25 protein-coding genes are annotated in these 23,369 nt (G+C 71.3%); 12 read left to right on the top strand and 13 right to left on the bottom strand.

Annotated elements, in window-relative coordinates; translation table 11 throughout:
- Positions 1-5 precede the first annotated feature (5 nt).
- Positions 6-830 carry a helix-turn-helix domain-containing protein gene (locus CJZ86_RS05085; RefSeq protein WP_233133852.1) on the top strand — a complete coding sequence of 275 codons (825 nt, stop codon included), beginning with the start codon at positions 6-8 and terminating at the stop codon, positions 828-830.
- Here the strand turns inward: CJZ86_RS05085 and CJZ86_RS05090 are convergent.
- Entirely contained in the window at positions 805-2,439 is a 1,635-nt protein-coding gene (locus CJZ86_RS05090) for a Ppx/GppA phosphatase family protein (protein ID WP_094584867.1), read from the bottom strand. The genes CJZ86_RS05085 and CJZ86_RS05090 overlap by 26 nt on opposite strands.
- Positions 2,440-2,568: 129 nt before the next feature.
- Between CJZ86_RS05090 and CJZ86_RS05095 the strand changes: the two genes are divergently transcribed.
- A complete protein-coding gene (locus CJZ86_RS05095; protein ID WP_094584868.1) occupies positions 2,569-3,462 on the top strand; it encodes a 4-hydroxybenzoate polyprenyltransferase in 894 nt (297 codons plus the stop codon).
- Positions 3,463-3,468: 6 nt separating this feature from the next.
- Positions 3,469-4,425 carry a S66 peptidase family protein gene (locus tag CJZ86_RS05100; protein WP_094584869.1) on the top strand — a complete coding sequence of 319 codons (957 nt, stop codon included), beginning with the start codon at positions 3,469-3,471 and terminating at the stop codon, positions 4,423-4,425.
- On the opposite strand, the gene CJZ86_RS05105 is transcribed toward CJZ86_RS05100, so the two are convergent.
- Positions 4,412-5,509 (bottom strand): CpcT/CpeT family chromophore lyase, encoded by a 1,098-nt coding sequence (locus tag CJZ86_RS05105; protein ID WP_094584870.1) that lies wholly within the window; start codon positions 5,507-5,509, stop codon positions 4,412-4,414. The two genes, CJZ86_RS05100 and CJZ86_RS05105, sit on opposite strands and share 14 nt — an antisense overlap.
- Positions 5,510-5,517: 8 nt before the next feature.
- Positions 5,518-6,225, bottom strand: coding sequence for a 2-C-methyl-D-erythritol 4-phosphate cytidylyltransferase (gene ispD, locus CJZ86_RS05110; protein WP_094584871.1), 708 nt, complete (start codon positions 6,223-6,225; stop codon positions 5,518-5,520).
- 79 nt (positions 6,226-6,304) lie between these two features.
- On the opposite strand from ispD, the gene CJZ86_RS05115 reads away from it, so the two are divergent.
- The 3 genes from CJZ86_RS05115 to fabG all read left to right on the top strand — a co-directional run bounded on the left by CJZ86_RS05115 (position 6,305) and on the right by fabG (position 9,115).
- Positions 6,305-7,147 (top strand): glycosyltransferase family 9 protein, encoded by an 843-nt coding sequence (locus CJZ86_RS05115; RefSeq protein WP_094584872.1) that lies wholly within the window; start codon positions 6,305-6,307, stop codon positions 7,145-7,147.
- Positions 7,148-7,156: 9 nt separating this feature from the next.
- Positions 7,157-8,281, top strand: a complete 1,125-nt coding sequence (locus CJZ86_RS05120) for a potassium channel family protein (RefSeq protein ID WP_094584873.1) — start codon at positions 7,157-7,159, stop codon at positions 8,279-8,281.
- Positions 8,282-8,362: 81 nt separating this feature from the next.
- Positions 8,363-9,115, top strand: a complete 753-nt coding sequence (fabG, locus tag CJZ86_RS05125; RefSeq protein ID WP_094584874.1) for a 3-oxoacyl-[acyl-carrier-protein] reductase — start codon at positions 8,363-8,365, stop codon at positions 9,113-9,115.
- 7 nt (positions 9,116-9,122) lie between these two features.
- Here the strand turns inward: fabG and CJZ86_RS05130 are convergent, their stop codons facing one another.
- Positions 9,123-9,365, bottom strand: coding sequence for a hypothetical protein (locus CJZ86_RS05130; RefSeq protein WP_094584875.1), 243 nt, complete (start codon positions 9,363-9,365; stop codon positions 9,123-9,125).
- A gap of 138 nt (positions 9,366-9,503) precedes the next feature.
- Here CJZ86_RS05130 and groL point away from each other — a divergent pair, with 138 nt between their 5' ends.
- Positions 9,504-11,171, top strand: coding sequence for a chaperonin GroEL (gene groL, locus CJZ86_RS05135; RefSeq protein WP_094584876.1), 1,668 nt, complete (start codon positions 9,504-9,506; stop codon positions 11,169-11,171).
- A gap of 37 nt (positions 11,172-11,208) precedes the next feature.
- Here groL and CJZ86_RS05140 read toward each other — a convergent pair whose 3' ends face one another.
- The 7 genes from CJZ86_RS05140 to CJZ86_RS05170 form a co-directional block, all read right to left on the bottom strand.
- Positions 11,209-11,913, bottom strand: a complete 705-nt coding sequence (locus CJZ86_RS05140; protein WP_094584877.1) for an N-acetylmannosamine-6-phosphate 2-epimerase — start codon at positions 11,911-11,913, stop codon at positions 11,209-11,211.
- Positions 11,914-11,936: 23 nt separating this feature from the next.
- On the bottom strand, positions 11,937-12,524 hold the full coding sequence (locus CJZ86_RS05145; RefSeq protein WP_094584878.1) for a hypothetical protein: 588 nt from the start codon (positions 12,522-12,524) through the stop codon (positions 11,937-11,939).
- A gap of 11 nt (positions 12,525-12,535) precedes the next feature.
- A complete protein-coding gene (locus CJZ86_RS05150; RefSeq protein ID WP_094584879.1) occupies positions 12,536-13,399 on the bottom strand; it encodes an ABC transporter permease in 864 nt (287 codons plus the stop codon).
- A gap of 19 nt (positions 13,400-13,418) precedes the next feature.
- Entirely contained in the window at positions 13,419-14,441 is a 1,023-nt protein-coding gene (locus CJZ86_RS05155) for an ABC transporter ATP-binding protein (protein ID WP_094584880.1), read from the bottom strand.
- A 38-nt stretch (positions 14,442-14,479) separates the two neighbouring features.
- Positions 14,480-15,475 (bottom strand): heme o synthase, encoded by a 996-nt coding sequence (locus tag CJZ86_RS05160; RefSeq protein ID WP_094584881.1) that lies wholly within the window; start codon positions 15,473-15,475, stop codon positions 14,480-14,482.
- A complete protein-coding gene (locus CJZ86_RS05165) occupies positions 15,468-16,421 on the bottom strand; it encodes a COX15/CtaA family protein (protein WP_094584882.1) in 954 nt (317 codons plus the stop codon). Before CJZ86_RS05165 ends, CJZ86_RS05160 begins: the two co-directional genes overlap by 8 nt.
- A 229-nt stretch (positions 16,422-16,650) precedes the next feature.
- On the bottom strand, positions 16,651-17,424 hold the full coding sequence (locus CJZ86_RS05170; protein WP_094584883.1) for a hypothetical protein: 774 nt from the start codon (positions 17,422-17,424) through the stop codon (positions 16,651-16,653).
- A 364-nt stretch (positions 17,425-17,788) separates the two neighbouring features.
- Between CJZ86_RS05170 and CJZ86_RS05175 the strand changes: the two genes are divergently transcribed.
- From CJZ86_RS05175 to CJZ86_RS05190, 4 genes are all read left to right on the top strand, one after another.
- Positions 17,789-18,682, top strand: coding sequence for a cytochrome c oxidase subunit II (locus CJZ86_RS05175; protein WP_094584884.1), 894 nt, complete (start codon positions 17,789-17,791; stop codon positions 18,680-18,682).
- A gap of 43 nt (positions 18,683-18,725) precedes the next feature.
- On the top strand, positions 18,726-20,393 hold the full coding sequence (ctaD, locus tag CJZ86_RS05180) for a cytochrome c oxidase subunit I (RefSeq protein ID WP_094584885.1): 1,668 nt from the start codon (positions 18,726-18,728) through the stop codon (positions 20,391-20,393).
- Between the two features lie 45 nt (positions 20,394-20,438).
- On the top strand, positions 20,439-21,047 hold the full coding sequence (locus tag CJZ86_RS05185; RefSeq protein WP_094584886.1) for a cytochrome c oxidase subunit 3: 609 nt from the start codon (positions 20,439-20,441) through the stop codon (positions 21,045-21,047).
- A gap of 121 nt (positions 21,048-21,168) precedes the next feature.
- The gene (locus CJZ86_RS05190; protein WP_094584905.1) at positions 21,169-21,543 is read left to right on the top strand and encodes an AbrB family transcriptional regulator; all 375 of its coding nucleotides are present in this window, start codon (positions 21,169-21,171) and stop codon (positions 21,541-21,543) included.
- Between the two features lie 9 nt (positions 21,544-21,552).
- Here the strand turns inward: CJZ86_RS05190 and CJZ86_RS05195 are convergent, their stop codons facing one another.
- The gene (locus CJZ86_RS05195; RefSeq protein ID WP_233133853.1) at positions 21,553-22,143 is read right to left on the bottom strand and encodes an HdeD family acid-resistance protein; all 591 of its coding nucleotides are present in this window, start codon (positions 22,141-22,143) and stop codon (positions 21,553-21,555) included.
- A 91-nt stretch (positions 22,144-22,234) separates the two neighbouring features.
- The gene (locus CJZ86_RS05200; protein WP_094584887.1) at positions 22,235-22,873 is read right to left on the bottom strand and encodes a riboflavin synthase; all 639 of its coding nucleotides are present in this window, start codon (positions 22,871-22,873) and stop codon (positions 22,235-22,237) included.
- 69 nt (positions 22,874-22,942) lie between these two features.
- On the opposite strand from CJZ86_RS05200, the gene CJZ86_RS05205 reads away from it, so the two are divergent.
- Positions 22,943-23,369 (top strand): bifunctional nuclease family protein (locus CJZ86_RS05205; protein ID WP_094584907.1); only part of this gene is annotated, 427 nt, incomplete at its 3' end.

Genomic DNA, 23,369 nt, shown 5'->3' on the forward strand with positions numbered 1-23,369 from the left:
TGCCCTTGCCCGAATCTCCTGCCGCGACCATGGCCGCAGAGGACTGGAGCACTCCGATCCCGGAACTGGTCGAGCTGGGCGAACGGCTGGCCACGGCCCGCCGTGGCCAGGGTCTGAGCCTGGAGGACCTGGCCGACCGCCTGCGGCTGGGAAGCGAACAGCTGATGGCCCTCGAGACCGGAGACCACCAGCACCTGCCGGAGGCCGTCTTCGTGGTGGCCCAGGCCAAGCGGGTGGCGGGCGCCCTGGGGATCGACGTCAGCCAGCAGATCAGCGATCTGCAGAACAGCCGCCTGATGCGGGTGGGGCGCAAGCCTGCCGCCCGGCCCCTGCAGCGCAAGGTCCTGACGGCGACGGCCCCCGCCCGCCGCAGCGGCCCCCCCGGCTGGTTGTGGGGGGTCCTGGTCCTCCTGGGGGGCGGTGCCGTCGCGGTGGCGGCCCTGAAGGGCCTGGTCCCCTCCCCGCCGGCGGCCGGAATCCCCTCACCGGCGGCGGCCCCCGGCCAGGCCACGGCCTCCGGCCAGCCCACCGCCTCCGGCCAGCCAGCCGCACCGGCCCCTGCACCGGCGGCACCCCGGCCGGCGCCGGATCAGCTGCTGCTGGAGAGCCGCCAGCCCAGCTGGCTGGAGGTGCGCACGGCCGCCGGGGAGACGCTCTTCCGCGGCACCTTCACCGGTGAGAAGCGCTTCCCCCTGGGCAGCGGTCTGCGGGTCCTGGCCGGCCGGCCCGACCTGGTGACGGCCAGCGCCGGCAGCCTGGCGCCCCAGACCCTCGGGAGGATCGATCAGGTGGTCTGGCGCACCTTCAGGGCGACGCCTGCGTCACCGTGAGCCGCAGGCCCGTGGCCTCCAGCACCAGATCCGCGCACGAGCGGAGGCTCCACTCCTCCAGGCTGAGATCCAGGGGGGGCTCCCCGGCCTCCGGAGGTCCGGCCTGCAGGCCGATGGTGAAGCCACGGGGCTGATGGGCCCGGTCGGTGTCCGCTGAAACGGTGATCGCGGCGATGCCGGGGGCGGGCCTGCGGTCGAGGGCAGCGGCCAGCCGCAGCAGCAGGGCCATCGTGAACACGGTGTGACGCTGCTGGCCGGCTTCGATCAGCTGCCACGACTCGTGGCGCTTCTTGGGCAGGCTGCGGCGGTGATAGCGGGCGATCGCCGCCACCATCAGGTGCTCGGCCTCGGAGTACCCCAGCAGCTCCCCATGGCGGATCAGGTACCAGGTGTGCTTGTGGTAAGCGGCGATGTTGACGTGCTTGCCGCAGGCATGCAGCTGGGCCGCCGCCCATAGCAGGGCGCGGCCCTCGCCGTCGTCATCGTGGAGCAGGCCCCGGGTCTGGTCGTAGAGGCTCATGGCATGGCTGGCCACCCGGTCGGCCCGGCCCGTGTCCACCCCGTAGGTGCGGGCCAGGTGCAGCACGGTGCGGCGGCGGATCGTGCTCTGGAAGGTGAAGCGGTCGACCAGCAGGCCGTTGCGCAGCATCCAGTCAACGATCAGGCCCTCCCGCAGGGCCCGCTCGCAGACCACCAGTTCCCGGACCTGGAGGATCTCCATGGTGGTCTGGAGGATCAGGGCGCCGGGGACGATGATCTCGGCCCGGCGTTCGTTGATGGCGGTGAGGGCCCGGCGCTGGTCCGGGGTCATCGCCACCAGCCGCTCGACGATCTCGTCCAGGCGGGCCCGGCCGAGGCGATAGCCGTCGAGCTTCAGGGGCGGATTGGGATCCTGGGCGGAGGCCAGGGCCGCCATCGCCATGGCGGTGCCGCTGGTGGCCACCAGGACGGGCTTCTCCCCCGGCCGCAGCTCCCGCTTCACCTCGGCGACGGCCGGATCCATCGCCCCCTGGATGTAGGCCTCGAGGAAGCCCCGGCGGGCCGGCGTCAGGGGATCCTCCCGGCAGAACTCCCGCTGCAGCCGCACCGCCCCGATGCGGGTGCTGGTCAGGGCGCGGGCATCGCGGCCGTCGGCGAGCACCAGCTCGGTGGAGCCGCCGCCGATGTCGAGGATGAAATAGGGCTGGTCGCCGAAGGACAGGCCCGAGAGCACCCCCAGGTAGATCAGCCGGGCCTCCTCCGGCCCGCTGACCAGGTCCACCACCAGCCCCAGCTGGTCCTGCAGGCCCTGCAGGAAGGCACGGCCGTTCGGGGCCTCCCGCACGGCGCTGGTGGCGGCGGTGACGATCTGCTCCACCCCGTGGCTGGTGGCCAGGTCGCGGCAATGGCGAAGGGTGAGGTAGGCGCGCTCGATCGCCTCGGGGGTGAGGTCCCCCGTTTCCGGATCCCTCTCCCCCAGCCGGGTGGTGGACTTCTCCGCCACCACCACCGAGAAGCTGCCCAGGACCGGGTCGATCGCCGCCACCAGCAGGTGGATGGAATTGGTGCCGATGTCGATGGCCGCCACCCGCCGTTCCGCGGAGCCGGCGGTGTCGGGGGTCGGGGGCATGGGGGTCGGCCCGGGCGGCGGCGGCGCCACTTTGCCACCGGGCGATGCTCCGGATCGGCCGCTGGAACGTCACCGACAGGAGTTGGATAGGGTGCCGACACCCGACCGTTGCCCGCGGTGAACGTCCCGATGGCCCCCGGCCGCGCTCCGGCCTGGCTCGAGCTGCTGCGCTGGCACAAGCCCAGCGGCCGGCTGATCCTGCTGATCCCCGCCGGCTGGGCCCTCTGGCTGGGGCCGGCCGTGCCGCCCCCGGCCCTGCTGGTGGGCTGGATCGTGCTGGGGGGACTGGCGGTGAGCGGCGCCGGCTGCGTGGCCAACGACCTCTGGGACCGGCGCATCGATCCCCTGGTGGAACGCACCCGCCACCGCCCCCTGGCCGACGGCCGCCTCGGCGTGGGCACCGCGGCCGTGCTGCTGCTGCTCTGCCTGGTGGTGGCGCTGGCGGCCCTGCTGGCCCTGCCGGCCGCCAACCGGGTGCTCTGCGTGGGCCTCGCCCTGGCCACGCTGCCCCTGGTGCTCCTCTACCCGTCCGCCAAACGCTGGTTCGGCTATCCCCAGCTGGTGCTGGCCCTCTGCTGGGGCTTCGCCGTGCTGATTCCCTGGGCGGCCACCCAGGGGGGCCTGCAGGGCGACCTGGGGGGCTGGCCCCTGCTGCTCACCTGGCTGGCGGCCGTGAGCTGGACTTTCGGCTTCGACACCGTCTACGCCATGAGCGACCGGGAGGACGACCGGCGCCTCGGGGTGCGCAGCAGCGCCCTGAGCCTGGGGGCCCGGGCGCCCCTGGCGGTGGCGCTCTGCTACGGCCTCACCTGCGCCGCCCTGGCCCTGGCGGTGCTGCTGCAGGGGCGGGCGGGCCTGCCGTTCTGGCTGCCCTGGGCCGTCGCCGCCCTGGCCATGCAGCAGCAGGCCGCCCAGCTGCGTCGCGCCGATCTGCCCCGCAGCGCCTATGGGCGCCACTTCGCCGTCCAGGTGTGGCTCGGTGCCCTGCTGCTGCTGGCGGTGATCCTCTCCACCAGCGCCTGATTCCCCATGGACGCCGCAGCGCCCCAGCCGCCGCCCCACCAGCCACCGGCCCTGCGTCCGGGCGACCGGGTGCGGCTGGTGGCCGCCAGCTCCGCCCTGGCCGACCTGGAACGGCTGCAGGCGGGCCTGGCGGTGCTGGCCGGCTGGGGCCTGGAGCTGGATGACGACCCCGCCCGGCTGCTGCCGCGCCGCTGGGGCTACCTGGCGGGCCGGGACGCTGAGCGGGCCGGGGATCTGCTCCCGGATACCGACGCTCAGCAGCCGGCGGCCCTGCTGGCCTGTGTGCGGGGGGGCTGGGGATCGGCCCGGCTGCTGGAGCGCCCCCTGGAGGCGGCCGGGGGCTGGCTGCTGGGCTTCTCCGATGTCACCTCCCTGCTGTGGCATCGGCTGGTGACGGGCCAGGGGGGCGCCATTCACGGTCCCCTGCTGACCACCCTGGCCGCCGAACCGGCCTGGAGCCGGGAGCGGCTGCGGGCCCTGCTGTTCGGCGAACCCCTGGCCGACCTCGAGGGGGAGCCCTGGGTAGGCGGGCAGGTGGAGGGGCCGCTGCTGGCCGCCAACCTCACCGTGGCGACCCACCTGCTGGGCACGCCGCACCTGCCGGACCTGGACGGGGCGATCCTGATCCTCGAAGACGTGGGCGAGGCGCCCTACCGGATCGAGCGGATGCTGACCCACTGGCGCCTCTGCGGCGCCCTGCAGCGGCTGGGGGGCATCGGCTTCGGCAGCTTCGAGGGCTGCGGCGATCCCACCGACCCCGAGGGCGACGGCTCCCGCTTCAGCCTGGAGCAGGTGCTCAGGGAACGCACGGCCGATCTGGGGATCCCGGTGCTGGCCGGCCTGCCGGTGGGCCACGGCGACGTCAATGCCGCCCTGCCCCTGGGGGTGCGGGCCCGGCTCGACGGCGACCGGGGCCTGCTGAGCCTCGTCGAAGGGGCCGGTGGGCCCGTCAGTCGCCCGTGAGGCTCTCCTCCTCGGTGAGCCTCTCCTCGTCGATCAGCGTGCGGCCCACCAGCTGGCCATCTTTCAGCAGCTGACTCACCCGCCAGCGACGGCGACCATCGGGGCTGCAGCGGATCGTCTCGTGAATGTCGGGATCCGCGGGGTCGCGGGGGTGCATCACCAGCAGGCTGCCGGCCGCAGGCTCCTCGCCCGGCAGATCCATCGCCCAGCCCTGATAACGCTCGCTGGCGAACCACACCCGGCCGGAATGGATCTCACCGTGGGCCTCGATGCGCCGCAGCGGAGCGTCCTCAGTGCCATGCAGGTTGCTCTGGTGATAGAGCCAGCGGCCGGCGTCCTGGCTCACCCGAATGGTGATCGTGCTCGGAAATGTTTCCCGCAGAACGCCCTCGGCGTCATAGCGGCGGAACGTGCCCCGCCAGATACCCCGCTGCCGCACCAGCGCCGGCAGGGTGGCCTCCGCGAGTCCGGCAGCCCCCTCGGCCCGGTCGAACAGCAGCCAGCTGAAGCCGTCGACCTCGCCCCGCACCGATCCGTCGGCCAGGCGCAGGCTGCGGTCCCGGTACCAGAGCTGGTCGGGATGGAGGAGCATCTCGAACTCGGCGCAGACCTCACCGTCCTGGGGATGGCGGTAGCGACAGGCCCCGGGATCCATGCGGGCGCGGAAGCGGTCGAGGGCCGGCTCCGCCTCGAAAAAGAGGTCGCAGCCGGGATGGCGATCAAAGGCCTCCGGTCCCAGGTCCGCCACCAGGCCGGCCGCCAGGGGCGGACGGTCGTAGGTGGGCCCGCCGCGGAAGAACAGCTGCTCGGCCCGGACGGCGCCGCGGTCCGGGTCCTGCCGCAGCACCACCACCCGCTGGCGCTGGGCCAGCTGGGGGGCACTGGCGCGGAACTCCTGGAAGTAGAGCACCACCGCCCCCAGCTGGGGCGCCTGCAGCCTCTCCACCACCATCGTCCGCACCTCCCGGGTGAGCTCGGGAGCCGCCGGACCGCCCCTGGCCACATGGGCGGCCACCTGGCGCCGGTTGTGGAAGGACCCCTGCCAGCGGGTGGCGATCGTTTCGAGCTGGGTGGCGCTGTCCATCGGCGGCCTCAGGCCCCGCGGGCCGCCAGCACGGCGCTGGCGATGGTGAGATCGAAGCGGGTGGTGAGCTTGATGTTGGAGGGGGGCGCCTCCAGCACCCGCACCGGCAGCCCCAGCCGCTCGTAGAGGGCGGCGTCGTCGGTGACGCTCCAGCCCTCGCGCTCGGCCCGCCCGTGGGCCTCCCGCAACTGGGCCACCCCGAAGCCCTGGGGGGTCTGGGCCGCCCACAGTCCGCTGCGTTCGGGGGTGGCGGTGATCACACCGCAGCCATCCACCTGCTTGATGGTGTCGGTGACGGGGGTGGCGGCGATGATGCCGGCCCCCTCGGCCATGGCCTGCGTCAGGGCCGTGGCGCAGCGCTCCAGCAGGTCCGGTTCCGCCAGGCAACGGGCGCCGTCATGGATCAGCACCGCCTCGGCATCGGCCGGCAGGGCCTCCAGACCACGCCGCACCGACTCCTGGCGGGTGTCGCCGCCGACGATCCAGGCCACCGGCTGGGCCAGGGACCGGCGGGGCTCCGCCGCGGCAAGGATGGCGCCGATGGCCGCCTCGTCCTCCGGCCGGCCCATCACCCCGATCCAGCGGATCGCCCCGCAGGCCAGGGCGGCGTCCAGCGTCCAGGCCAGAACGGGGCGTCCGGCCAGGGGCAGCAGCAGCTTGTTGGTGGCGGCGCCCATGCGGCGCCCACTGCCGGCGGCGGCGATCAGCAAATGCACAAGCGATGGGCCGCCCGGGCGGAACACTGGAGTCCCCTCCATACAATCAGGCCGCGAGGCCCGCCCGACCCAACGCCCGATGCGCGCACTGTTTCTGATCCCGGGCGACGGCGCCAGCCAGCTGCAGGCGCTCCCGGCCGTGGCGGCCACCGCCGAGCAGCTCCGGTTCCAGATCCAGGTGGCCTGCCACCCCTCGCTGGCCGGTCTCTGGAAGCTGCTGCCGGCGGTGGAGAAGGTGATCCCCTTCAACTTCGGCGATGCCACCCTGGCCGACTGGGCCAACCTGCTGGGGTCGGTGCGGGAGCCGGATTTCCAGGCCTGCATCAACCTGGCGGCCGGCCGCCAGGTCGACCCGATGCTCTCGATGAGCCACATCCCCAACCGGATGGCGGCCGGGGGCTTCTCCGCCACCGAGAAGGTGCAGGTGCCCCAGGGGCTCTGGCCGGCCCAGGCCCTGGCGGCCTACCTGCGGCCCATCGGGGTGAAGCTCGAGGCCGCCGCTTTCCGCCTGGCCCTTCCCCGCACCGCCCTCGACGAGGCCATGGCCGCGCTGCCGGCCGGCGACGGGCCGATGCTGCTGCTGGCCCCCTCCGGCCGTGCCGGCGACTGGCCCGAAGCGGCCTGGCAGGAGCTGCCCGGCCGCATCGCCGCCACCCTCCCCGGCCTGCGCTCCCGGCAGGTGCCGCCGGCCTCGGCGGCCGACATTCCCGCCCGGGCCGCCCTGGTGGCCGCCAGTGACGTGTTGCTGGCCAGCGATCCGGTGACGATCGAACTGGCCCTGCTCAGCGGCACACCGGTGGTGGCCCTGGGTCGCAGCAGCGACAGCCTTCCGGTTCGCGCCGGAGTACAAGGACTGGGTTCGGAAGGCCACCTGCGTGAGCTCCCCAGCAACGACGTGCTCAAGGCCCTTGGCCTGGGCTGAGCCACGCCGATGAGTCGCCTGTGGTTCGCCCGCAGGAAGCGTCCCCCCACCGCCCGGTCGCGCCGGCCCTGGCTCACCCCCCTGATCGCCCTGCTCGTGGTGGTCAACGCCAGCGCCATCGGCTATCGGATCACCGAGGGCTGGGACTGGGGGGATTGCTACTGGATGGTGGCGATCACCATCGCCACGATCGGCTACGGGGAGGTGGAGCCCCTGTCCACCGCCGGCCGTCTCGTCACCGTGTTCTCCATCGCCGGAGGGCTCGTGGTGGTGCAGCTGACGATCCAGAACCTGGTGGGCCTCTCCGAAACCGGCTATTTCCGGCGCCTGCGGCAGCGCCGTTTCCGCAACTGGGTCCAAAGCATGAACAACCACGTGATTCTCTGCGGCTACGGCCGCATCGGTCAGGAGATCGCCGACCAGCTGATCCGGGAGAAGGTCCCCCTGCTGGTGGTGGAGATGGACCAGGGCTGCCGGGATGCGGCGGAGGAGCGGGGGCTGCCGGTGCTGTTCGCCGACGCCACCCTCGACGAGACCCTGCTGGAGGCGGGCATCCACCAGTGCCGCAGCCTGGTGGCGGCCCTCTCCAGCAATGCCGCCAACCTCTACGTGGTGCTGAGTGCCCGGGGACTGGCCCCCCGCTGCCGGCTGATCGCCCGCTCCGACAGTGCCGAGGCGGGCCGCAAGCTGCGCCTGGCCGGCGCTGACCAGGTGGTGAGCCCCTACGTGGCCGGGGGCCGGGTGATGGCCGCCACCGCCCTGCGGCCCCTGGCCGTCGACTTCATGGAGCTGCTGGCCGGCTCCGACTGCGAGGTGGAGGAGTTCCAGCTCACGGACGACCCCTCCCGGCTGGGGGAGCTCCAGGGCCGCAGCCTGGCGGAGATGCAGTTCGGCCGCCGCAGCGGCGCCCAGGTGCTGGCCATCCGCACGCCGCCGCCGGCGGTGGCCAATCCCTACGCCTACCGGGGCACCACCTACGGCACCCCGGAGGCGACGCTGGTCACCAACCCCGGCGGCGACATCCGGCTGGAGGCCGGCCAGCTGCTGGTGGTGATGGGCAGCAAGGAGCAGCTGCAGCGCTTCGCCGATGTGCTCGGGCCTGCTCTCGAGAGTGCCGACCAGATGGCCGACTGAGCCGATCTGGTCGGGCCGGCGCATGGCGATAGGGGCGGGCCGGCGCACGGCATACGATCGCCTGACCCTGCTCCCGACCCCATGTCCAGCGCCGCTCCCCTCTCCGGTCAGGTCGCCCTGGTGACCGGTGCCAGCCGGGGGATCGGCCGGGCCATCGCCGAGTCCCTGGCGCTGGCGGGAGCCACGGTGGTGGTGAACTACGCCCGCTCACCCGAGGCGGCCGAGGAGGTGGTGGCGGCGATCACCGCGGCCGGTGGCCGGGCCTGGAGCCATCAGGCGGATGTGGCCGATGAAGCGGCTGTGGAGGCGATGGTGAAAGCCGTGCTGGACACGGAGGGGCGCCTCGACGTGCTGGTCAACAACGCCGGCATCACCCGCGACGGCCTGCTGATGCGGATGAAGACCGCCGACTGGCAGAGCGTGATCGACCTCAACCTGACCGGGGTGTTCCTGTGCACCCGCGCCGTCAGCCGCAGCATGCTCAAGGCCCGCCGCGGCCGCATCATCAACATCACCTCGGTGGTGGCCCTGATGGGCAACCCCGGCCAGGCCAACTACAGCGCCGCCAAGGCCGGCGTCATCGGCCTGACCCGCAGCACCGCCGCCGAATTCGCCAGCCGCGGCATCACCGTCAATGCCGTCGCCCCCGGGTTCATCGACAGCGACATGACCAGGGATCTCGACAAGGAGCCGATCCTCGCCGCCATCCCCCTGGGCCGCATGGGCCAGCCCGAGGAGGTGGCCGGGGCGGTGCGGTTCCTGGCGGCCGATCCGGCGGCGGCCTACATCACCGGCCAGGTGCTGCAGGTGGATGGCGGCATGGTGATGCGCTGAGCGCCGCTCAGGATTCCGGAGCCAGGGGCTGGGCCAGGTCTTCCCGCAGCTTGCGGATCCGCTGCAGCAGGCGCAGGCGACGGCTGCGGGCCGTGAGGGTGAGGAACAGGCGGATCGGCACGTAGACCAGGGCCATCAGCAGGCCGAGGGCGGCGATCAGCAGAAACACCATGCCGTCGGCGTTGGTGCTGGGGACGAGGGCCGATTCGGTGGCCGCGCTGTCGAGGGTCTGCTGCAGCAGGTCTTCCATGGATCGAAGGTACCTCCTGCGGCGGGGGGCCGCAGCCGTCCCTGAACGGGACATTCGGCTTTCCCCACCGAGGGGCGGGTGCCTGCGGCGGGGTCGCTGTGGGACGCTGCGACGGATGCTCCTGATGTCACCCCGTCGATGGCCAAACTGATCCAGTTCGCCGATGCCTCCCGCGAGTCCCTCGAGCGGGGCGTCAATGCCCTGGTCGATGCGGTGAAGGTCACCATCGGACCGAAGGGTCGCAACGTGGTGCTGGAGAAGAAGTACGGCGCCCCCGACATCATCAATGACGGCGTCACCATCGCCAAGGAGATCGAACTCGAGGATCCCTTCGAGAACCTGGGCGCCAAGCTGATCCAGCAGGTGGCCTCGAAAACCAAGGACACCGCCGGCGACGGCACCACCACCGCGGCCGTCCTGGCCCAGTCCCTGGTGCATGAGGGCCTGCGCAACGTGGCCGCCGGCGCCAGCCCCGTCGCCCTGCGCCGCGGCATGGAGCAGGCCACCGCCGTGGTGGTGGCGGGCATCGCCGAGCGCTCCCGTGCCGTGGCGGGCGACGCCATCCGCCAGGTGGCCACGGTGAGCGCCGGCAACGACGAGGAGATCGGCCGGATGATCGCCGAAGCGGTCGAGAAGGTCAGCGCCGATGGCGTGATCACCGTGGAGGAATCCAAGTCCCTGGCCACCGAGCTGGAGGTGACCGAGGGCATGGCCTTCGATCGCGGCTATTCCTCCCCCTACTTCGTCACCGACCAGGACCGGCGCGAGTGCGCCTTCGACAATCCCCTGCTGCTGATCACCGATCGCAAGATCAGCACCGTCCTCGACCTGGTGCCGGTGCTCGAGGCCGTCTCCAAGAGCGGCCGGCCCCTGGTGATCCTGGCCGAGGAGGTGGAGGGCGAAGCCCTGGCCACCCTGGTGGTCAACAAGACCCGCGGCGTGCTCCAGGTGGCCGCCGTGCGGGCGCCGGGCTTCGGTGACCGCCGCAAGGCCATGCTCGAGGACATCGCCATCCTCACGGGCGCCACGGTGATCAGCGAGGACCGGGCCATGACCCTCGACAAGGCCACCCTGGCCGACCTGGGCCATGCCCACCGCATCACCATCACCAAGGACACGACCACGATCGTGGCCGCCGACGACCAGCGCGCCGCCGTCAGCGATCGGGTGGCGGCGATCAAGCGGGAGCTGGAGGCCACCGACTCCGACTACGACCGCGAGAAGCTCAACGAGCGCATCGCCAAGCTCGCCGGCGGGGTGGCCGTGATCAAGGTGGGGGCCCCCACCGAGACCGAACTGCGCAACCGCAAGCTGCGCATCGAGGACGCCCTCAACGCCACCCGGGCCGCCATCGATGAGGGCATCGTCGGCGGCGGTGGCAGCACCCTGGTGGAACTCACCGAAGAACTCGGAGCCCTGGCCAGCCGCTGCGAGGGCGACGTCCGCACCGGGGTCGAGATCGTCCAGCGGGCCCTGGCGGCCCCCGCCCGCCAGATCGCCATCAACGCCGGCGCCAACGGCGACGTGGTGGTGCAGCAGATGCTCAGTCAGGGCAAGGGTTACAACGCCCTCACCGACAGCTACGACGATCTGCTCGCCGTCGGCATCCTGGATGCGGCCAAGGTGGTGCGGCTCGCCCTGCAGGATGCGGTCTCGATCGCCTCGCTGCTGATCACCACCGAGGCCGTGATCGCCGACAAGCCGGAGCCCGCCGCTCCCCCCGCCGGTGACGGCGGCATGGGTGGAATGGGCGGCATGGGAGGGATGGGTGGCATGGGCGGCATGGGCATGCCCGGCATGATGTGAGCCCCGGGGGGCTCGCACGGGCCGGTTGGGCTGGGGCTCAGCCGGCCATGGCCTTCACGTAGGCGGCCACCTGCAGGTCCACACCCGTGATCGCCGTTCCCACCACCACGGCATCGGCACCACAACCCAGGGCACGGGTCGCCTCCTGCTTCGAGGCGATGCCCCCCTCACAGATCAGGGCCACTGCTTCCGGCAGCTCCTGCCGCAGGGGGCCCAGCAGGTCCCAGGCGGGCGGCGGCAGCGAGCCGGTGGCCTCGGTGTAGCCGTAGAGGGTGGTACCCACCCACTGGCAGCCCAGGGCCGCCGCCCGCAGCCCGTTCGCCACGCTGTCCACATCCGCCATCAGCGGAGCCCCCAGCTCCTGCCTGACCCGCGTGATCAGCGCCTCCAGCTCCTGGCCATCGGGGCGGGGGCGCTCGGTGGCATCGATGGCCACCACATCGGCTCCGGCCGCCCAGACGGCACGGATCTCCTCCCAGCCGGGGGTGATGTACACCGGGCTGCCGGGGAAGCTTCGCTTCCAGAGACCCACGATCAGGGCCTCGGGGCAGCGACGCCGCACCGCGCCGATGTGCTCCGGACTCTCGAGCCGCACCCCGGCGGCCCCCTGGAGCAGGCTGGCCTCCGCCATCGCCGCGATCACGGCGGGATCGCGCAGGGGCGAACCCTCGGGGGCCTGCACCGAGACGATCAGTCGACCACCGAGTTGGGCCCGCGCAGGCAGGGGACGGGAGGACGGCATGGGCGGGGTTCAGGGATCAGGGATCAGCTGGCGCGGCGATGCTGCGGCGCCGCGGAGAGCCAGGAGCGCAGGTCGGCCAGGGTGGAGGGCGCCGGAGCCGGCGAGGCGCTCGGGCTCAGAGGATGCAAGGCGATGACGTCTGACAGGCCGGCCGCCCCTTCGGCCGCGGCGACGGGGGCGTCAACGGGGGCGGGGACTGGCTCCTCGGCGGTGTCAGTGACGGGGTCGGTCGGCTCGGGGACGGCCCTGATGGGAGTGACCGGGTTGGGGACGGGCGTGATCGCGGTGGGGACGGCCGCGATCGGGGTGGAGACGGCCGCGGTCGGGGCGGGCTGCGGGGGGCCGGAGAAGGAATCTTCGAGGGCCGCGAAGGCCTCGGCCATGGTCACGCTGGCGGGGGCCATCGCCGCGTCCATGTGCTGCAGCAGCCAGTCGCCGGCCTCCCAGCCCGCCTCGGCAACCACGCTGCCGGTGCGGAAGCTCTCCAGGGAGGTCACCCCATGGCGGTGGGCCCACTGGCCGGTGAGTCGGGCGACGGTGGCGGCATCCCTGCGGCGGATGGCTTCGAGCAGCAGATGGGAAAGCTCTGGACGGGGGGACGGCAGGGACACGGGGCGGGGCGTCAGGTGAGCTTGCGATCCAGCATCGGGCGGATCAGCAGGAACAGACCGGCGGCCAGCCCCGCCAGGATGGCCAGGCAGGTGAGGGCCGAGAGGGATCCGTAGGGGGCCACCAGCACCACATCGGTGAGGTGGAAGGATCCCGCGTAGGCGGCGCGGATCGGTTCAATCGCGAAGGTAAGGGGATTCAGGGCCGCCAGCCAGCCCAGCCAGGGGGGCATGAAGGAAATCGGCGCCAGGGCGGTGCTGGCGAACAGGAGCGGCAGGTTGGCCACGAAGATCACCGCGATCAGCTCGATGTGGCCCGGCAGGGCGAAGGCCAGCCCGAGGCTGAGGGCTGTGACGGCGAAGACGAGCAGCAGCAGGGTGACCAGCACCAGCAGCAACCCCGCCCCACCGGGCCAGCCGTAGCCCAGCAGGGCCGCGGTGCCCATGATCGCCAGGCTCTGCACCAGGCTCAGGCTGGTGATGTAAAGCACCGAGGCGAAGACGATCGAGCTGCGGGAGCGCAACGGCGCCACTAGCAGGCGGTTGAGGAAGCCGAACTCCCGGTCGAACATCACCGGCAACCCGGCGTTGAGGGCGGCACTGAACGCGGTGAACACGATCACCCCGGCCCCCAGGAAGCGGCCGTAGCTGATGCCCCCGGGCAGGAGACCCTCCGGGGCGTTGGCGAACAGGGCCCCGAACAGCACCAGCCAGATCAGGGGCTGCAGCACACCCGCCACCAGGGTGGAGGGACGCCGGGCCAGCTGGACGAACAGGCGGCGGGTGAGGGCGAGCGTCTCCTGGGCGATCTCGGCCAGGGCCGACGGTTCACCGCTGGCGGCGGGAAGGGGGGTCAGGGAGGGGCTGGCGCTGGTCATGGGGATGGGGGGGTGCGGGTCATCGCATCGACTGCTTGCGTTCCTCCTTGAGGTCGCGGCGACCGGCCACGGAGAGTTCCGCATCGCTCAGGGTGCGGCCGGTGGCCTGAAGGTAGACGTCATCCAGGCTGGGGCGGCTCTGGGCGAGGGCGAACACCGGCAGTTGGGCCTCGACCAGCTGCTGCCGCAGGGTCTCCACCACGCCGCTGTCCTCCACCACCAGGTTGAGGGAATAGCCCTGGGCCCGGTTGACCACCACCTGGCGGACACCGCGGCAGGCCTGGAGCAGGTCGCGTACCCGGCTCGCCTCCTGTTCGTCACTGAACTCCCGCACCCGCAGCGTCACCCGGTCGCCGCCGAGGGCGCCCTTGAGGGCGGCGGGGGTGCCTTCGGCGATCACCCGGCCGCCGTCGATGATGGCCAGGCGGTCGGCCAGGGCATCCACCTCCTCGAGGTAGTGGCTGCTGAGCAGCACCGTGGTGCCCTGGTCCCTCAGCTGACGCAGCACCTGCCAGATGGTGGCGCGGCTCTCGATGTCGAGGCCGACGGTGGGTTCATCGAGCACCAGCACCCTGGGGCGGTGCAGCAGGCCGGCGGCCAGGTCGAGGCGCCGGCGCATGCCGCCGGAATAGCTGCCGCAGCGGCGGTCGATCCAGTCGCCCATGGCGAGCAGTTCGATCAGTTCGGCGGTGCGCTCCAGACGGTCGGCGGCCCCCATGTGGTGCAGGGCGGCCTGGAGGTGGAGCAGCTCCCGGCCGGTGAGGATCTTGTCGATCGCCACCTCCTGGGCCACGTAGCCGAGCAGGCGCCGGACGGCCCGGGGCTCGGCCAGGGCATCGACGCCAGCCACCCGGACCTGGCCGGCATCGGGGGCCAGGAGGGTGCAGAGGATGCGCAGGGCCGTGGTCTTGCCGGCGCCGTTCGGGCCGAGCAGACCGTAAAGGGAACCCGCCGGCACGCTGAGGGAGAGGTCGTCGAGGGCCTGCACCGGCGCGACCTTGCGTCCACCGAAACGCTTGCTGAGGTGCTCGAGCTCGATCAAGCCGGGATCAATCGCGAAGGGCTGGAAGCCAGGCCAATCTAGGCAGCCGCAGCCGGGGCCAGATGGAGGGCGGCGGCCAGCAGGGCGGCCGGGTGGACGGCGCTGGCCAGGGGCGTGCGCGCCAGCACCAGCAGCAGGCAGATGCCGAAGAGGTAGAAGATCGACCAGCGGAACAGGCTGCGGGCCCGCCGGGGATCGCCCGGGTCCTCCCCCAGGCTGGCGCTGAGCTGCAGCAGCCGGGCATTGAAGGGGAGCACCAGCAGGCCGTAGAGCCAGCCGCCGCTGGGGAGGGCAGCCACCCCCGCCAGGCTCAGGGCCACCGTGGCCCAGCTGTAGCGGCCGATTGCCCGGGCCGTGACCGTCAGACCCTTCACCACCGGCAGCATCGGAATGCCGACGGAGCGGTAGTCCTCGTGCAGGAGGAGGGCCAGGGCCCAGAAATGGGCCGGGGTCCAGACCATCACCAGGCTGAACAGCCACCAGCTGCTCCAGCCCAGGTGGCCGGTGGCGGCCGCCGCGCCCACCAGGGGAGGAATGGCCCCGGCCATGCCACCGATGACGATGTTCTGGGTGGTGCGGGGCTTGAGCAGGGCCGTGTAGAGCAGCACGTAGCTGCAGAGGCCCAGCAGGGCCAGGGACGCGGCCAGGGCGTTGACCCCCAGGACCAGAACCAGCACCGAGGCGATGGTGAGAGCGACCGCGAGGCCGAAGGCCTGGCGCTGGGCCAGTCGGCCCGAGGGCAGGGCACGGCGGCTGGTGCGCTGCATGCGGCCGTCGAGTTCCTGCTCCCAGAGGCAGTTGAGGACCCCGGCGGCGGCCGAGGCCATCGAACCGCCCACCAGGGTGCAGAGCAGGCGCACCGGATCGAGCGGCCAGGCGGCGGTGAGAGCCATGCCGCCCACGGTGGTGGCGAGCAGCAGGGGGATCAGCCGGGGCTTGGCCACCTCCAGCCAGGCCGGGAGCTTCACCGAAGGCCGGATCGCCGCCGGCGCGGAGGGAGCGGCGATGGCCGCCACGGCGCTGACACTAACCATGGGCCACCTCAAGACGGTCAGGAACGGATGGGGAGGGGAACGTGAGTCCCCAGAGCCCACCGAGCACCCCCACCAGCAGGGCGGCGGTGAGCTGGTGGGCGATGGTGACGGCCGGGACGGCCAGCTGGAGCCGCAGGGTGAGCACCCCGAGCACCACCTGGACCACCACCAGGCCAGCGGCGGCGAAGGCCAGCCCCCTGCACCGGCCGTTGCCGGCCGGGAGGGCCAGGGAGGCGGCCGCCAGCAGCAGCACCGTCACCGCCGCTGGATAGGCCCCCTGCCGGTGCAGCAGCAGCCAGTGGCAGCCCTCCCCGGCCTCAAGGCAGAGCGGGGCGGCCCAGCGGCTGGCCATGGCCGCGCCCAGCAGGCACTGGCCGCCGACGAGCAGGGCGGCCAGGACGTGGAGGGGGGACCACCAGCGCGGCAGATCGACGGCCGCGACGTCGCCGCGGTGCTCCAGGCCCTGGTGCATGGCGCTCAGCAGGAGCACCAGGCTCAGGGCCGCAGCCAGGTGCAGGGTGACGGTGGGGGCGGCCAGCTGGCTGAGCACTGTGAGGGCCCCCAGGCCGCCCTGGACAGCCACAAGGGCCAGGGCCAGGCCGGCACCCCAGGGCAGCCAGGCTGGGAAGCGGGCGCGGAACCGCAGGCTGAGGGCGAACAGGAGCAGCAGGGCCACACCCACCAGGAAGGCGTCGAGGCGGTGGAACCACTCCAGGAACACCTGCAGGTTCCACTGGCGGCCCGGCCAGAGCACCCCGTAGCAGAGGGGCCAGTCGGGACAGGCCAGACCGGCCTGCATCACCCGGGTGGCGCCACCGATGGCCACCAGGGCCACCAGGGCGACGACGAGGTGGGCGGTGAGCAGGGGCACCAGGCGCACGGGCCAGCCCGCCCCGGTGGTGGACCGGGGCAGGGGCAGGGGTTGCGCGGACGGCGCCACGGCCATGAACGATTGCTCTTCCGGGTGCCCAAGTTAGCGGGCATTGAAAGATGTGCGAATCAGCACATCGGCCGTAGTGAATGTGAAATTTCTCCGAAATTGCCGCTCTGGCTACAACGAAACTGAGGCGCGCGCAGGGCCCTTCGCCCCCTCAGCGGTGGCGATCACCCCGGGAATGGAACGGCAGGCACAGGCCCCGGCCGACAGGGAACGTGGGGCCTCTGGCCGTCCGGGGTCAGCGGTGCGAGGGCTGGTGGCCCTCCCGATGGGGACGGGACAACGGCAAGGCCCTGGCTCTGGCGGGCCTGGTGTGGAAGCGACCGAGGATCAGGGCAATCAGGATGGCGATGTACAGCTGTCCCGAAATCGTGATCACCACCGTGATCACCTGGCCGGTCACGTCGCTGCTGCGCAGCACCGCCGAGCCCACGCTGGTCAGGATCATGAACGAGGCGGCCATCAGCGCCGGCGCCATGGCCACGGCATCGGCGTGGCGATCCTGAAGCACCGGCAGGGCGGAGAGGTCGTAGGCGCCGGGGTGCAGAACCCACAGGGCCACCAGCATCACCCCGCCGGCGATGCCGACCAGGAGATAGCCGGAGGTGGCACCCATCACCACGGCCAGCGTCACGAAGGGCTCGCGCACCAGGGTCTTCACCTTGCGCATCAGCGCCACCAGAAAGAACAGCAGCCAGGCGATCACATGGGGCACCGTGACGAGGCGCCCCAGGGGTGGATCAAAGGCCAGGGCCAGATGCCACAGCACCTCCAGGGCGAGCGCCAGGCCACCGAGCCCGTACAGCAGGGGCCGGGTGCTGACCAGGGGGGAGTAGCGCGTCACGGTGGTGATCAGCACCACCGCCAGGCCGATCAGCAGCAGGGAGAGCAGCCAGGCGTGTGACTGACTGAACGGCAGCGCCAGGATCAGCAGGACCTCGGTGGCGAGGGTGAGGATGTAGCCGCGATGGCGGTGGCGGAGTCTCTGGATCTGCTCGTGGGTGAAGGGCATCGCAGCTCCGCTCAGGTGCAGCTCGGGGTGTGGGGAGCCTCGGAACCCCGGGATCCCGGCAACCGATCGCACCACAGCCGGGCATGGGTGAGCTTCATGCTCGCAGTGACCTTCCGCCGCGGCAGCGGGCCCCGGGCGGCAGGACGCCGCCGGGCAGCGGGGGCCCAGGCGGGCGCCTTGACGGGCCAGGAAGTGTGCAGGCCGTGAAAGATGTGCGAATCAGCACATCGCCCGAAGTGAATGTGAAATTTCTCCGAAATTGCTTCGCTGGTTACAACGAACGCGCGGCGCGCGAACGGCCGTCCATAAGCTGTTGGCCTCAGGGGCTCTCCACCCTCCCGTCAGCCGTCCCGCCGCCGTCCCCGTGCCGATTCCCTCCTCCCTGGTCACCCTGCTGGTGGGCATGGCGCTTGTCCTGTCCGGCCTCTGGGTGGGGTACAACGTCGACCTCCTGCCCCTCGATGCCAGCGCCAACGCGCCGGTCTACGACTCCCTGTTCCGGGTGCTGTTCAGCATCGGCACGATCCTGTTCCTGGGCATCGTCGGCCTGGTGGTGTTCAGCCTGGTGCGCTTCCGCCGCCGCAGCGGCGACCACACCGATGGCCTGGCGATCGAGGGAAATCTGCTGCTCGAGATCGTCTGGACCGCCATTCCTGCGGTCGTGGTGCTGTTCGTCGGCATCTACAGCTACGACATCTACGAGCGCATGGGGGGCATGAGCAGCCTCAACGACCACTCCGCCATGCACCGGATGCCGGGGATGGAAACCATGGAGGCGTCCGTCACCACGGCGGACCCCGCCCTCGAGGCCACGGCCCCTGTGAAGGCCCCCCGGGTCTGGGGCGGCATCGGCACGGCGGCCGGCGAAGCCAATGTCCTGCCGGTGGAGGTGACGGCCATGCAGTTCGCCTTCATCTTCCACTACCCGGAAGGGGACATCACCAGCGGTGAGCTGCATGTGCCCAACGGCCGGCCGGTGGAACTGCGCATGAAGGCCAACGACGTGATCCACGCCTTCTGGGTGCCCCAGTTCCGGCTCAAGCAGGACGTGATCCCGGGCCAGCCCACCGTGCTCACCTTCACCCCCACCAAGGCGGGCAGCTACCCGATCATCTGCGCCGAGCTCTGCGGGCCCTACCACGGCGGCATGCGCTCCACCGTGGTGGTGCACGAGCCGGATGCCTATGACGCCTGGCTGCAGAAGAACAGTCCCGTGGCCGCCACGGTGGCCAGCGCCGCGGGCAACCCCACCGCCTGACGTCCCGACCCCGATTCCGACTCCGCCCGCACCCATCCGCCCGATGACCGTCGCCTCCCCCAACGACTTCCAGGAGAGCCTTCAGCCGCAGGGCTGGCTGCGCTATTTCAGTTTCAGCCTGGATCACAAGGTGATCGGGCTGCAGTACCTGGTGACCGGATTTCTCTTCTATTTCATCGGCGGGGCCCTGGCCGGCGTGATCCGCGCCGAACTGGCCAGCCCGATCTCTGATTTCGTCAGCCGGGAAACCTACAACGAAGTTCTCACCCTCCACGGGACCGTGATGATCTTCCTGTGGATCGTGCCGGTGGTGAACGGCGCCTTCGGCAACTACCTGATTCCCTTTTATGTGGGCGCCAGGGACATGGCCTTCCCCAGGCTCAACGCCGTGGCCTTCTGGATGATTCCGCCGGCCGGGATCCTGCTGATCGGCAGCTACTTCATCACCGGGGCGGCCCAGTCCGGCTGGACGGCCTACCCACCCCTTAGCATCACCACCCCGGCCCTGGGCCAGGTTGTCTGGATCGTCAGCGTGCTGCTTCTGGGGGGCAGCTCAATCTTCGGCGGCATCAACTTCATCGCCACCGTGCTCAAGCTGCGCCGGCCCGGCCTGAAGCTGATGCAGCTGCCCATGTACTGCTGGGCGATGCTCGGCACCAGCATCCTGGTGGTGCTCTCCACCCCCGTCCTGGCCGGCACCCTGCTGCTGCTGAGCTTCGACATCGTCGCCCACACGGGCTTCTTCAACCCGGCCCTGGGGGGGAACGTGGTGGTCTACCAGCATCTCTTCTGGTTCTATTCCCACCCGGCCGTCTACATCATGGTGCTGCCGGCCTTCGGGCTGGTGAGCGAGATCCTGCCCATCCACGCCCGCAAGCCCCTGTTCGGCTACACCACCATGGTGTATTCGATCCTGGCCATCGTGGTGCTGGGCCTGGTGGTCTGGGCCCACCATATGTTCACCAGCGGCACCCCGCCCTGGATGCGGCTGTTCTTCACGATCGCCACCTCCTTCATCGCGGTGCCTACGGGGATCAAGTTCTTCAACTGGCTTGCCACCCTCTGGGGCGGCAAGCTGGCCCTCAACAGCGCCATGCTGTTCTCCTGCGCCTTCATCGTCAATTTCGTCTTCGGGGGCATCACCGGCGTGGCCCTGGCCCAGGTGCCCTTCGATATCCATGTCCACGACACCTACTTCGTGGTGGGACACTTCCACTACATCGTCTATGGCGGCACGGTGTTCGTGATCTTCGCCTCGGTCTATCACTGGTATCCGAAGTTCACCGGCCGCATGCTCAACGAGGATCTCGGCCGGCTGCACTTCCTGCTCACCTTCATCGGCTTCAACCTCTGCTTCGCCCCCCAGCACTGGCTCGGCCTCAACGGCATGCCGCGCCGGGTGGCGGAGTACGACCCCAGCTTCACCACCCTCAACCAGATCAGCAGTGTGGGGGCCCTGCTGATGGCCGTCAGCAGCCTGCCCTTCCTCTACAACGTGATCGTCAGCGCCTTCCGCGGTCAGGTGGCCGGCGACAACCCCTGGAACGCCCTCACCCCGGAATGGCTCACCTCCTCACCGCCGCCGGTTGAGAACTGGGTCGGTGAGGCGCCGCTGGTGCAGCACCCCTACGGTTACGGGGTCGACGAAGACACCCTGAGCGTTCAGGCCGCCACCGGCCGGGACCTCTGGAGTGGCGCCGGCCGCCGCTGACCCACTGCCCCCGCCCGCTTCACCCCCCACCGCCGTCCGGCCGCCATGACCAGCCTCGCCACCAGCAGCAGCGCCACCGCCGCCGAAGCGACCGCCGCCGAGGACCACGGCGGCCATGCCGATCTCAGGCTCTTCGGCCTGGCCACCTTCCTGGTGGCCGACGGGATGACCTTCGCCGGCTTCTTCGCCGCCTATCTCACCTTCCGGGCGGTGAATCCCCTGCCGGCAGGCTCCACCTACGAGCTGGAACTGCTGCTGCCATCGATCAACACCATGCTGCTGCTGGTCAGCAGCTACACCTTCCACCGCTCCGGCCGCAATCTGCTGCTGGGTCGGATGGGGCCCTGCCGCAACTGGCTGCTGCTCACCGCGGCCCTGGGGGCGGCGTTTCTGGCCGGCCAGATGGTGGAGTACTTCACCCTGCCCTTCGGCCTCACCGACAACCTCTTCGCCAGCACGTTCTATGCCCTGACGGGCTTCCACGGCCTGCACGTCACCCTCGGGGTGATCTGCATCCTGCTGGTCTGGGTGCAGACCCGCAACGGCGGCCGCGTCACCAGCGCCGACCCGTTCGGCCTCGAGGCCGCCGAGCTCTACTGGCACTTCGTCGACGGCATCTGGGTGGTGCTTTACGGGATTCTTTACCTGCTCTGATTCGCTGACCGTTGCCCGTTCAGCACAGCAATCGGCACAATTCATTCAGATGTCTCCGTCTGACCGGCTGATGGGTGCCCAGAAAGGACCAGCCAACGAGGACAGTCCAGCCGGCACCGTGATGCTGGAGGGCCAGGCCCTGCTGGAGCGGGCCCGTTCCCTCAGCAACCGGCCGGAGGAGCAGATCGCCCGTGCCTGCGGCTACGTGGGGCCGAGCGGACGGGTGCTCAGGAAGAACTTCTATCGGGCCCTGGTGGCCGCCAAGGGCTACCCCGTGCCGTCGAGCGCCGGCGGCGGCTCGGCCGGGGTGGGCAAGGGGCGCCAGGCCGAGTTCCGCACCCGGGTCCACGGCAACGGCAACCTGCTGATCGGCCAGGCCTACACCCGGCGCATGGGGCTGGAGCCGGGCCAGGAGTTCCGGATCGAGATCCACAAGGAGACCGGTTCGATCTGGCTGCTGCCCCTCGACGGCGCCAGCACCGACGGCCCGTCCTGATCCGCGCCCTCAGTCCTGCTCGGGATGGAAGCTGGCGCTGAAGCGCAGCAGATCGATGCCGCTGAACAGGAAGCTGATGCCCACCAGGGTGCCCACCACCCAGAGCAGGCTCCAGAACTTCATGGTGAGGATCAGCAGCCCCAGGGCGAGGGTCACCAGGCCGTTCACCAGTCCCCAGCGCCAGCCGGCGATGTGACGGTGGGAGGTCGCCACCAGGACCTCCACCATCCCCTCCACCAGGAACACCACGCCGACGGCCAGGGCCAGGCCCGCCATCGGAATCGCCGCCGCCGCCGGACCGGCCGCCATCTGCTGGATCATCCAGACCCCCAGCACCAGGAACAGGGTGGAGGTCACCAGGCGCCAGAAGGTGATCGCCCGGCTCAGGCCCGGAGAGCGCAGCAGGGAGCTGATCCAGCCCACCAGGCCCCCCACCAGGAAGGCGATGGCCACCACGGCGGTGACCCACTTGGAGGCCAGCACGGGAAAGACCAGGGCCAGCACCCCCAGCACGATCAGCATCACCCCTTCGGCCAGGGTGAAGGCGCGCAGGGCCGCCCCCATGGCCTGGCGGGAGGAGGGGGCATCGGGGGTCAACATCGGCACCGCTCTGACTGAGGCCAGCGTGACGGTGGCGCCTGCCGCTGACAACGAGACGTGATCTGTCGCAGCATCCGCCGCGGCGGCGCACCTAGCCCCAGCCGTGCTCCGCCAGCCAGGCGGAGGAGAGGGTGCCCTGGGGCGGCGCCGCCGCAGGTCGCAGCAGCCGCTCGGTGTACTTGGCCAGCAGGTCGGCCTCCAGATTGACCGGGTCCCCCACGCGGCGCTCCGCCAGGGTGGTGCCGGTCCAGGTGGTGGGAATCACGGCGATCCAGAAGCGGCTGCCGTCGGGCTCACAGCCCGCCACCGTGAGGCTGATGCCGTCGAGGGCCACGCTCGCCTTCTCGCACACATAGCGCCCGTAGGCCGGATCCTGCCAGGCCACCTCCAGCCGCCAGGAGCCTGACTGCCGCTCAATGGCGGTGATCTCGCCGAGGCCATCGACGTGGCCGCTGACCAGATGGCCCCCGAGCCGGTCGGCCAGGCGCAGGGCCGGCTCCAGGTTCACCCGGCCGGCGCTGGCGGCCCGCTCCGCCAGGGTGCTGCGGCCCAGGGTCTCCTCGCTGACGTCGGCCCGGAAGCCATCGGCCAGGAGCTCGGCCACCGTGAGGCAGACCCCGTCGACGGCGACGCTGTCCCCCAGGGCCAGGGGGCCGAGGTCGGTGCGCACCCGCACACCGGCCGGACTCCGCTCCAGCCTGCCGATGGCCTGCACCAGTCCGGTGAACATCCCCTGAGGCGGCGGCACTGGCCATAATCGTTTCACGGGGACCAACACGCACGAGGGACGGGCCCGACCATGGTTGAAATGCGTGTCGCCGGGATCGCCCTGGATGCGGCCAGCCGCAGCCCCATCGTTCTGCTGCGGGACCCTTCCGGCCGCCGGCAGGTACCGATCTGGATCGACCAGGCCCAGGCCCAGAACATCCTCTCGGGCCTCAACCGGGAGCGGCCGCCCCGGCCCCTCAGCCACGACCTGATGGCCAGCCTGCTGGAGGCCGGCGGCCTGCGGCTGGAGCGGGTGATCATTCACACGATCGAGGACAACACGTTCCGGGCTGTCCTCAAGCTCCAGAACGGCACCGACCAGCTGCTGGAACTGGACGCCCGCCCCAGCGATGCCATCGCCCTGGCCCTGCGTACCGACAGCGGCATCTGGATGCTCGAGGAGGTGGTCGCCGACGCCTCGATTCCCGTGGATGCGGAGGCCGACGCCGAAGACCAGG

The organism is Synechococcus sp. BO 8801, assembly GCF_002252675.1.
Classification (GTDB): Bacteria; Cyanobacteriota; Cyanobacteriia; order PCC-6307; family Cyanobiaceae; genus Cyanobium.

Bases quoted from the DNA above. Each gene is read 5' to 3' on its own strand.
- CJZ86_RS05095 (WP_094584868.1), top strand. From the start codon at position 2,569: ATGGCCCCCGGCCGCGCTCCGGCCTGGCTCGAGCTGCTGCGCTGGCAC.
- CJZ86_RS05150 (WP_094584879.1), bottom strand. From the start codon at position 13,399: ATGACCAGCGCCAGCCCCTCCCTGACCCCCCTTCCCGCCGCCAGCGGT.
- CJZ86_RS05165 (WP_094584882.1), bottom strand. From the start codon at position 16,421: ATGGCCGTGGCGCCGTCCGCGCAACCCCTGCCCCTGCCCCGGTCCACC.
- CJZ86_RS05185 (WP_094584886.1), top strand. From the start codon at position 20,439: ATGACCAGCCTCGCCACCAGCAGCAGCGCCACCGCCGCCGAAGCGACC.
- CJZ86_RS05160 (WP_094584881.1), bottom strand. From the start codon at position 15,475: ATGGTTAGTGTCAGCGCCGTGGCGGCCATCGCCGCTCCCTCCGCGCCG.
- CJZ86_RS05140 (WP_094584877.1), bottom strand. From the start codon at position 11,913: ATGCCGTCCTCCCGTCCCCTGCCTGCGCGGGCCCAACTCGGTGGTCGA.
- ctaD (WP_094584885.1), top strand. From the start codon at position 18,726: ATGACCGTCGCCTCCCCCAACGACTTCCAGGAGAGCCTTCAGCCGCAG.
- CJZ86_RS05115 (WP_094584872.1), top strand. From the start codon at position 6,305: ATGCGCGCACTGTTTCTGATCCCGGGCGACGGCGCCAGCCAGCTGCAG.
- CJZ86_RS05100 (WP_094584869.1), top strand. From the start codon at position 3,469: ATGGACGCCGCAGCGCCCCAGCCGCCGCCCCACCAGCCACCGGCCCTG.
- CJZ86_RS05120 (WP_094584873.1), top strand. From the start codon at position 7,157: ATGAGTCGCCTGTGGTTCGCCCGCAGGAAGCGTCCCCCCACCGCCCGG.
- CJZ86_RS05170 (WP_094584883.1), bottom strand. From the start codon at position 17,424: ATGCCCTTCACCCACGAGCAGATCCAGAGACTCCGCCACCGCCATCGC.
- CJZ86_RS05200 (WP_094584887.1), bottom strand. From the start codon at position 22,873: ATGTTCACCGGACTGGTGCAGGCCATCGGCAGGCTGGAGCGGAGTCCG.
- CJZ86_RS05195 (WP_233133853.1), bottom strand. From the start codon at position 22,143: ATGTTGACCCCCGATGCCCCCTCCTCCCGCCAGGCCATGGGGGCGGCC.
- CJZ86_RS05105 (WP_094584870.1), bottom strand. From the start codon at position 5,509: ATGGACAGCGCCACCCAGCTCGAAACGATCGCCACCCGCTGGCAGGGG.
- fabG (WP_094584874.1), top strand. From the start codon at position 8,363: ATGTCCAGCGCCGCTCCCCTCTCCGGTCAGGTCGCCCTGGTGACCGGT.
- groL (WP_094584876.1), top strand. From the start codon at position 9,504: ATGGCCAAACTGATCCAGTTCGCCGATGCCTCCCGCGAGTCCCTCGAG.
- CJZ86_RS05190 (WP_094584905.1), top strand. From the start codon at position 21,169: ATGCTGGAGGGCCAGGCCCTGCTGGAGCGGGCCCGTTCCCTCAGCAAC.
- CJZ86_RS05090 (WP_094584867.1), bottom strand. From the start codon at position 2,439: ATGCCCCCGACCCCCGACACCGCCGGCTCCGCGGAACGGCGGGTGGCG.
- CJZ86_RS05130 (WP_094584875.1), bottom strand. From the start codon at position 9,365: ATGGAAGACCTGCTGCAGCAGACCCTCGACAGCGCGGCCACCGAATCG.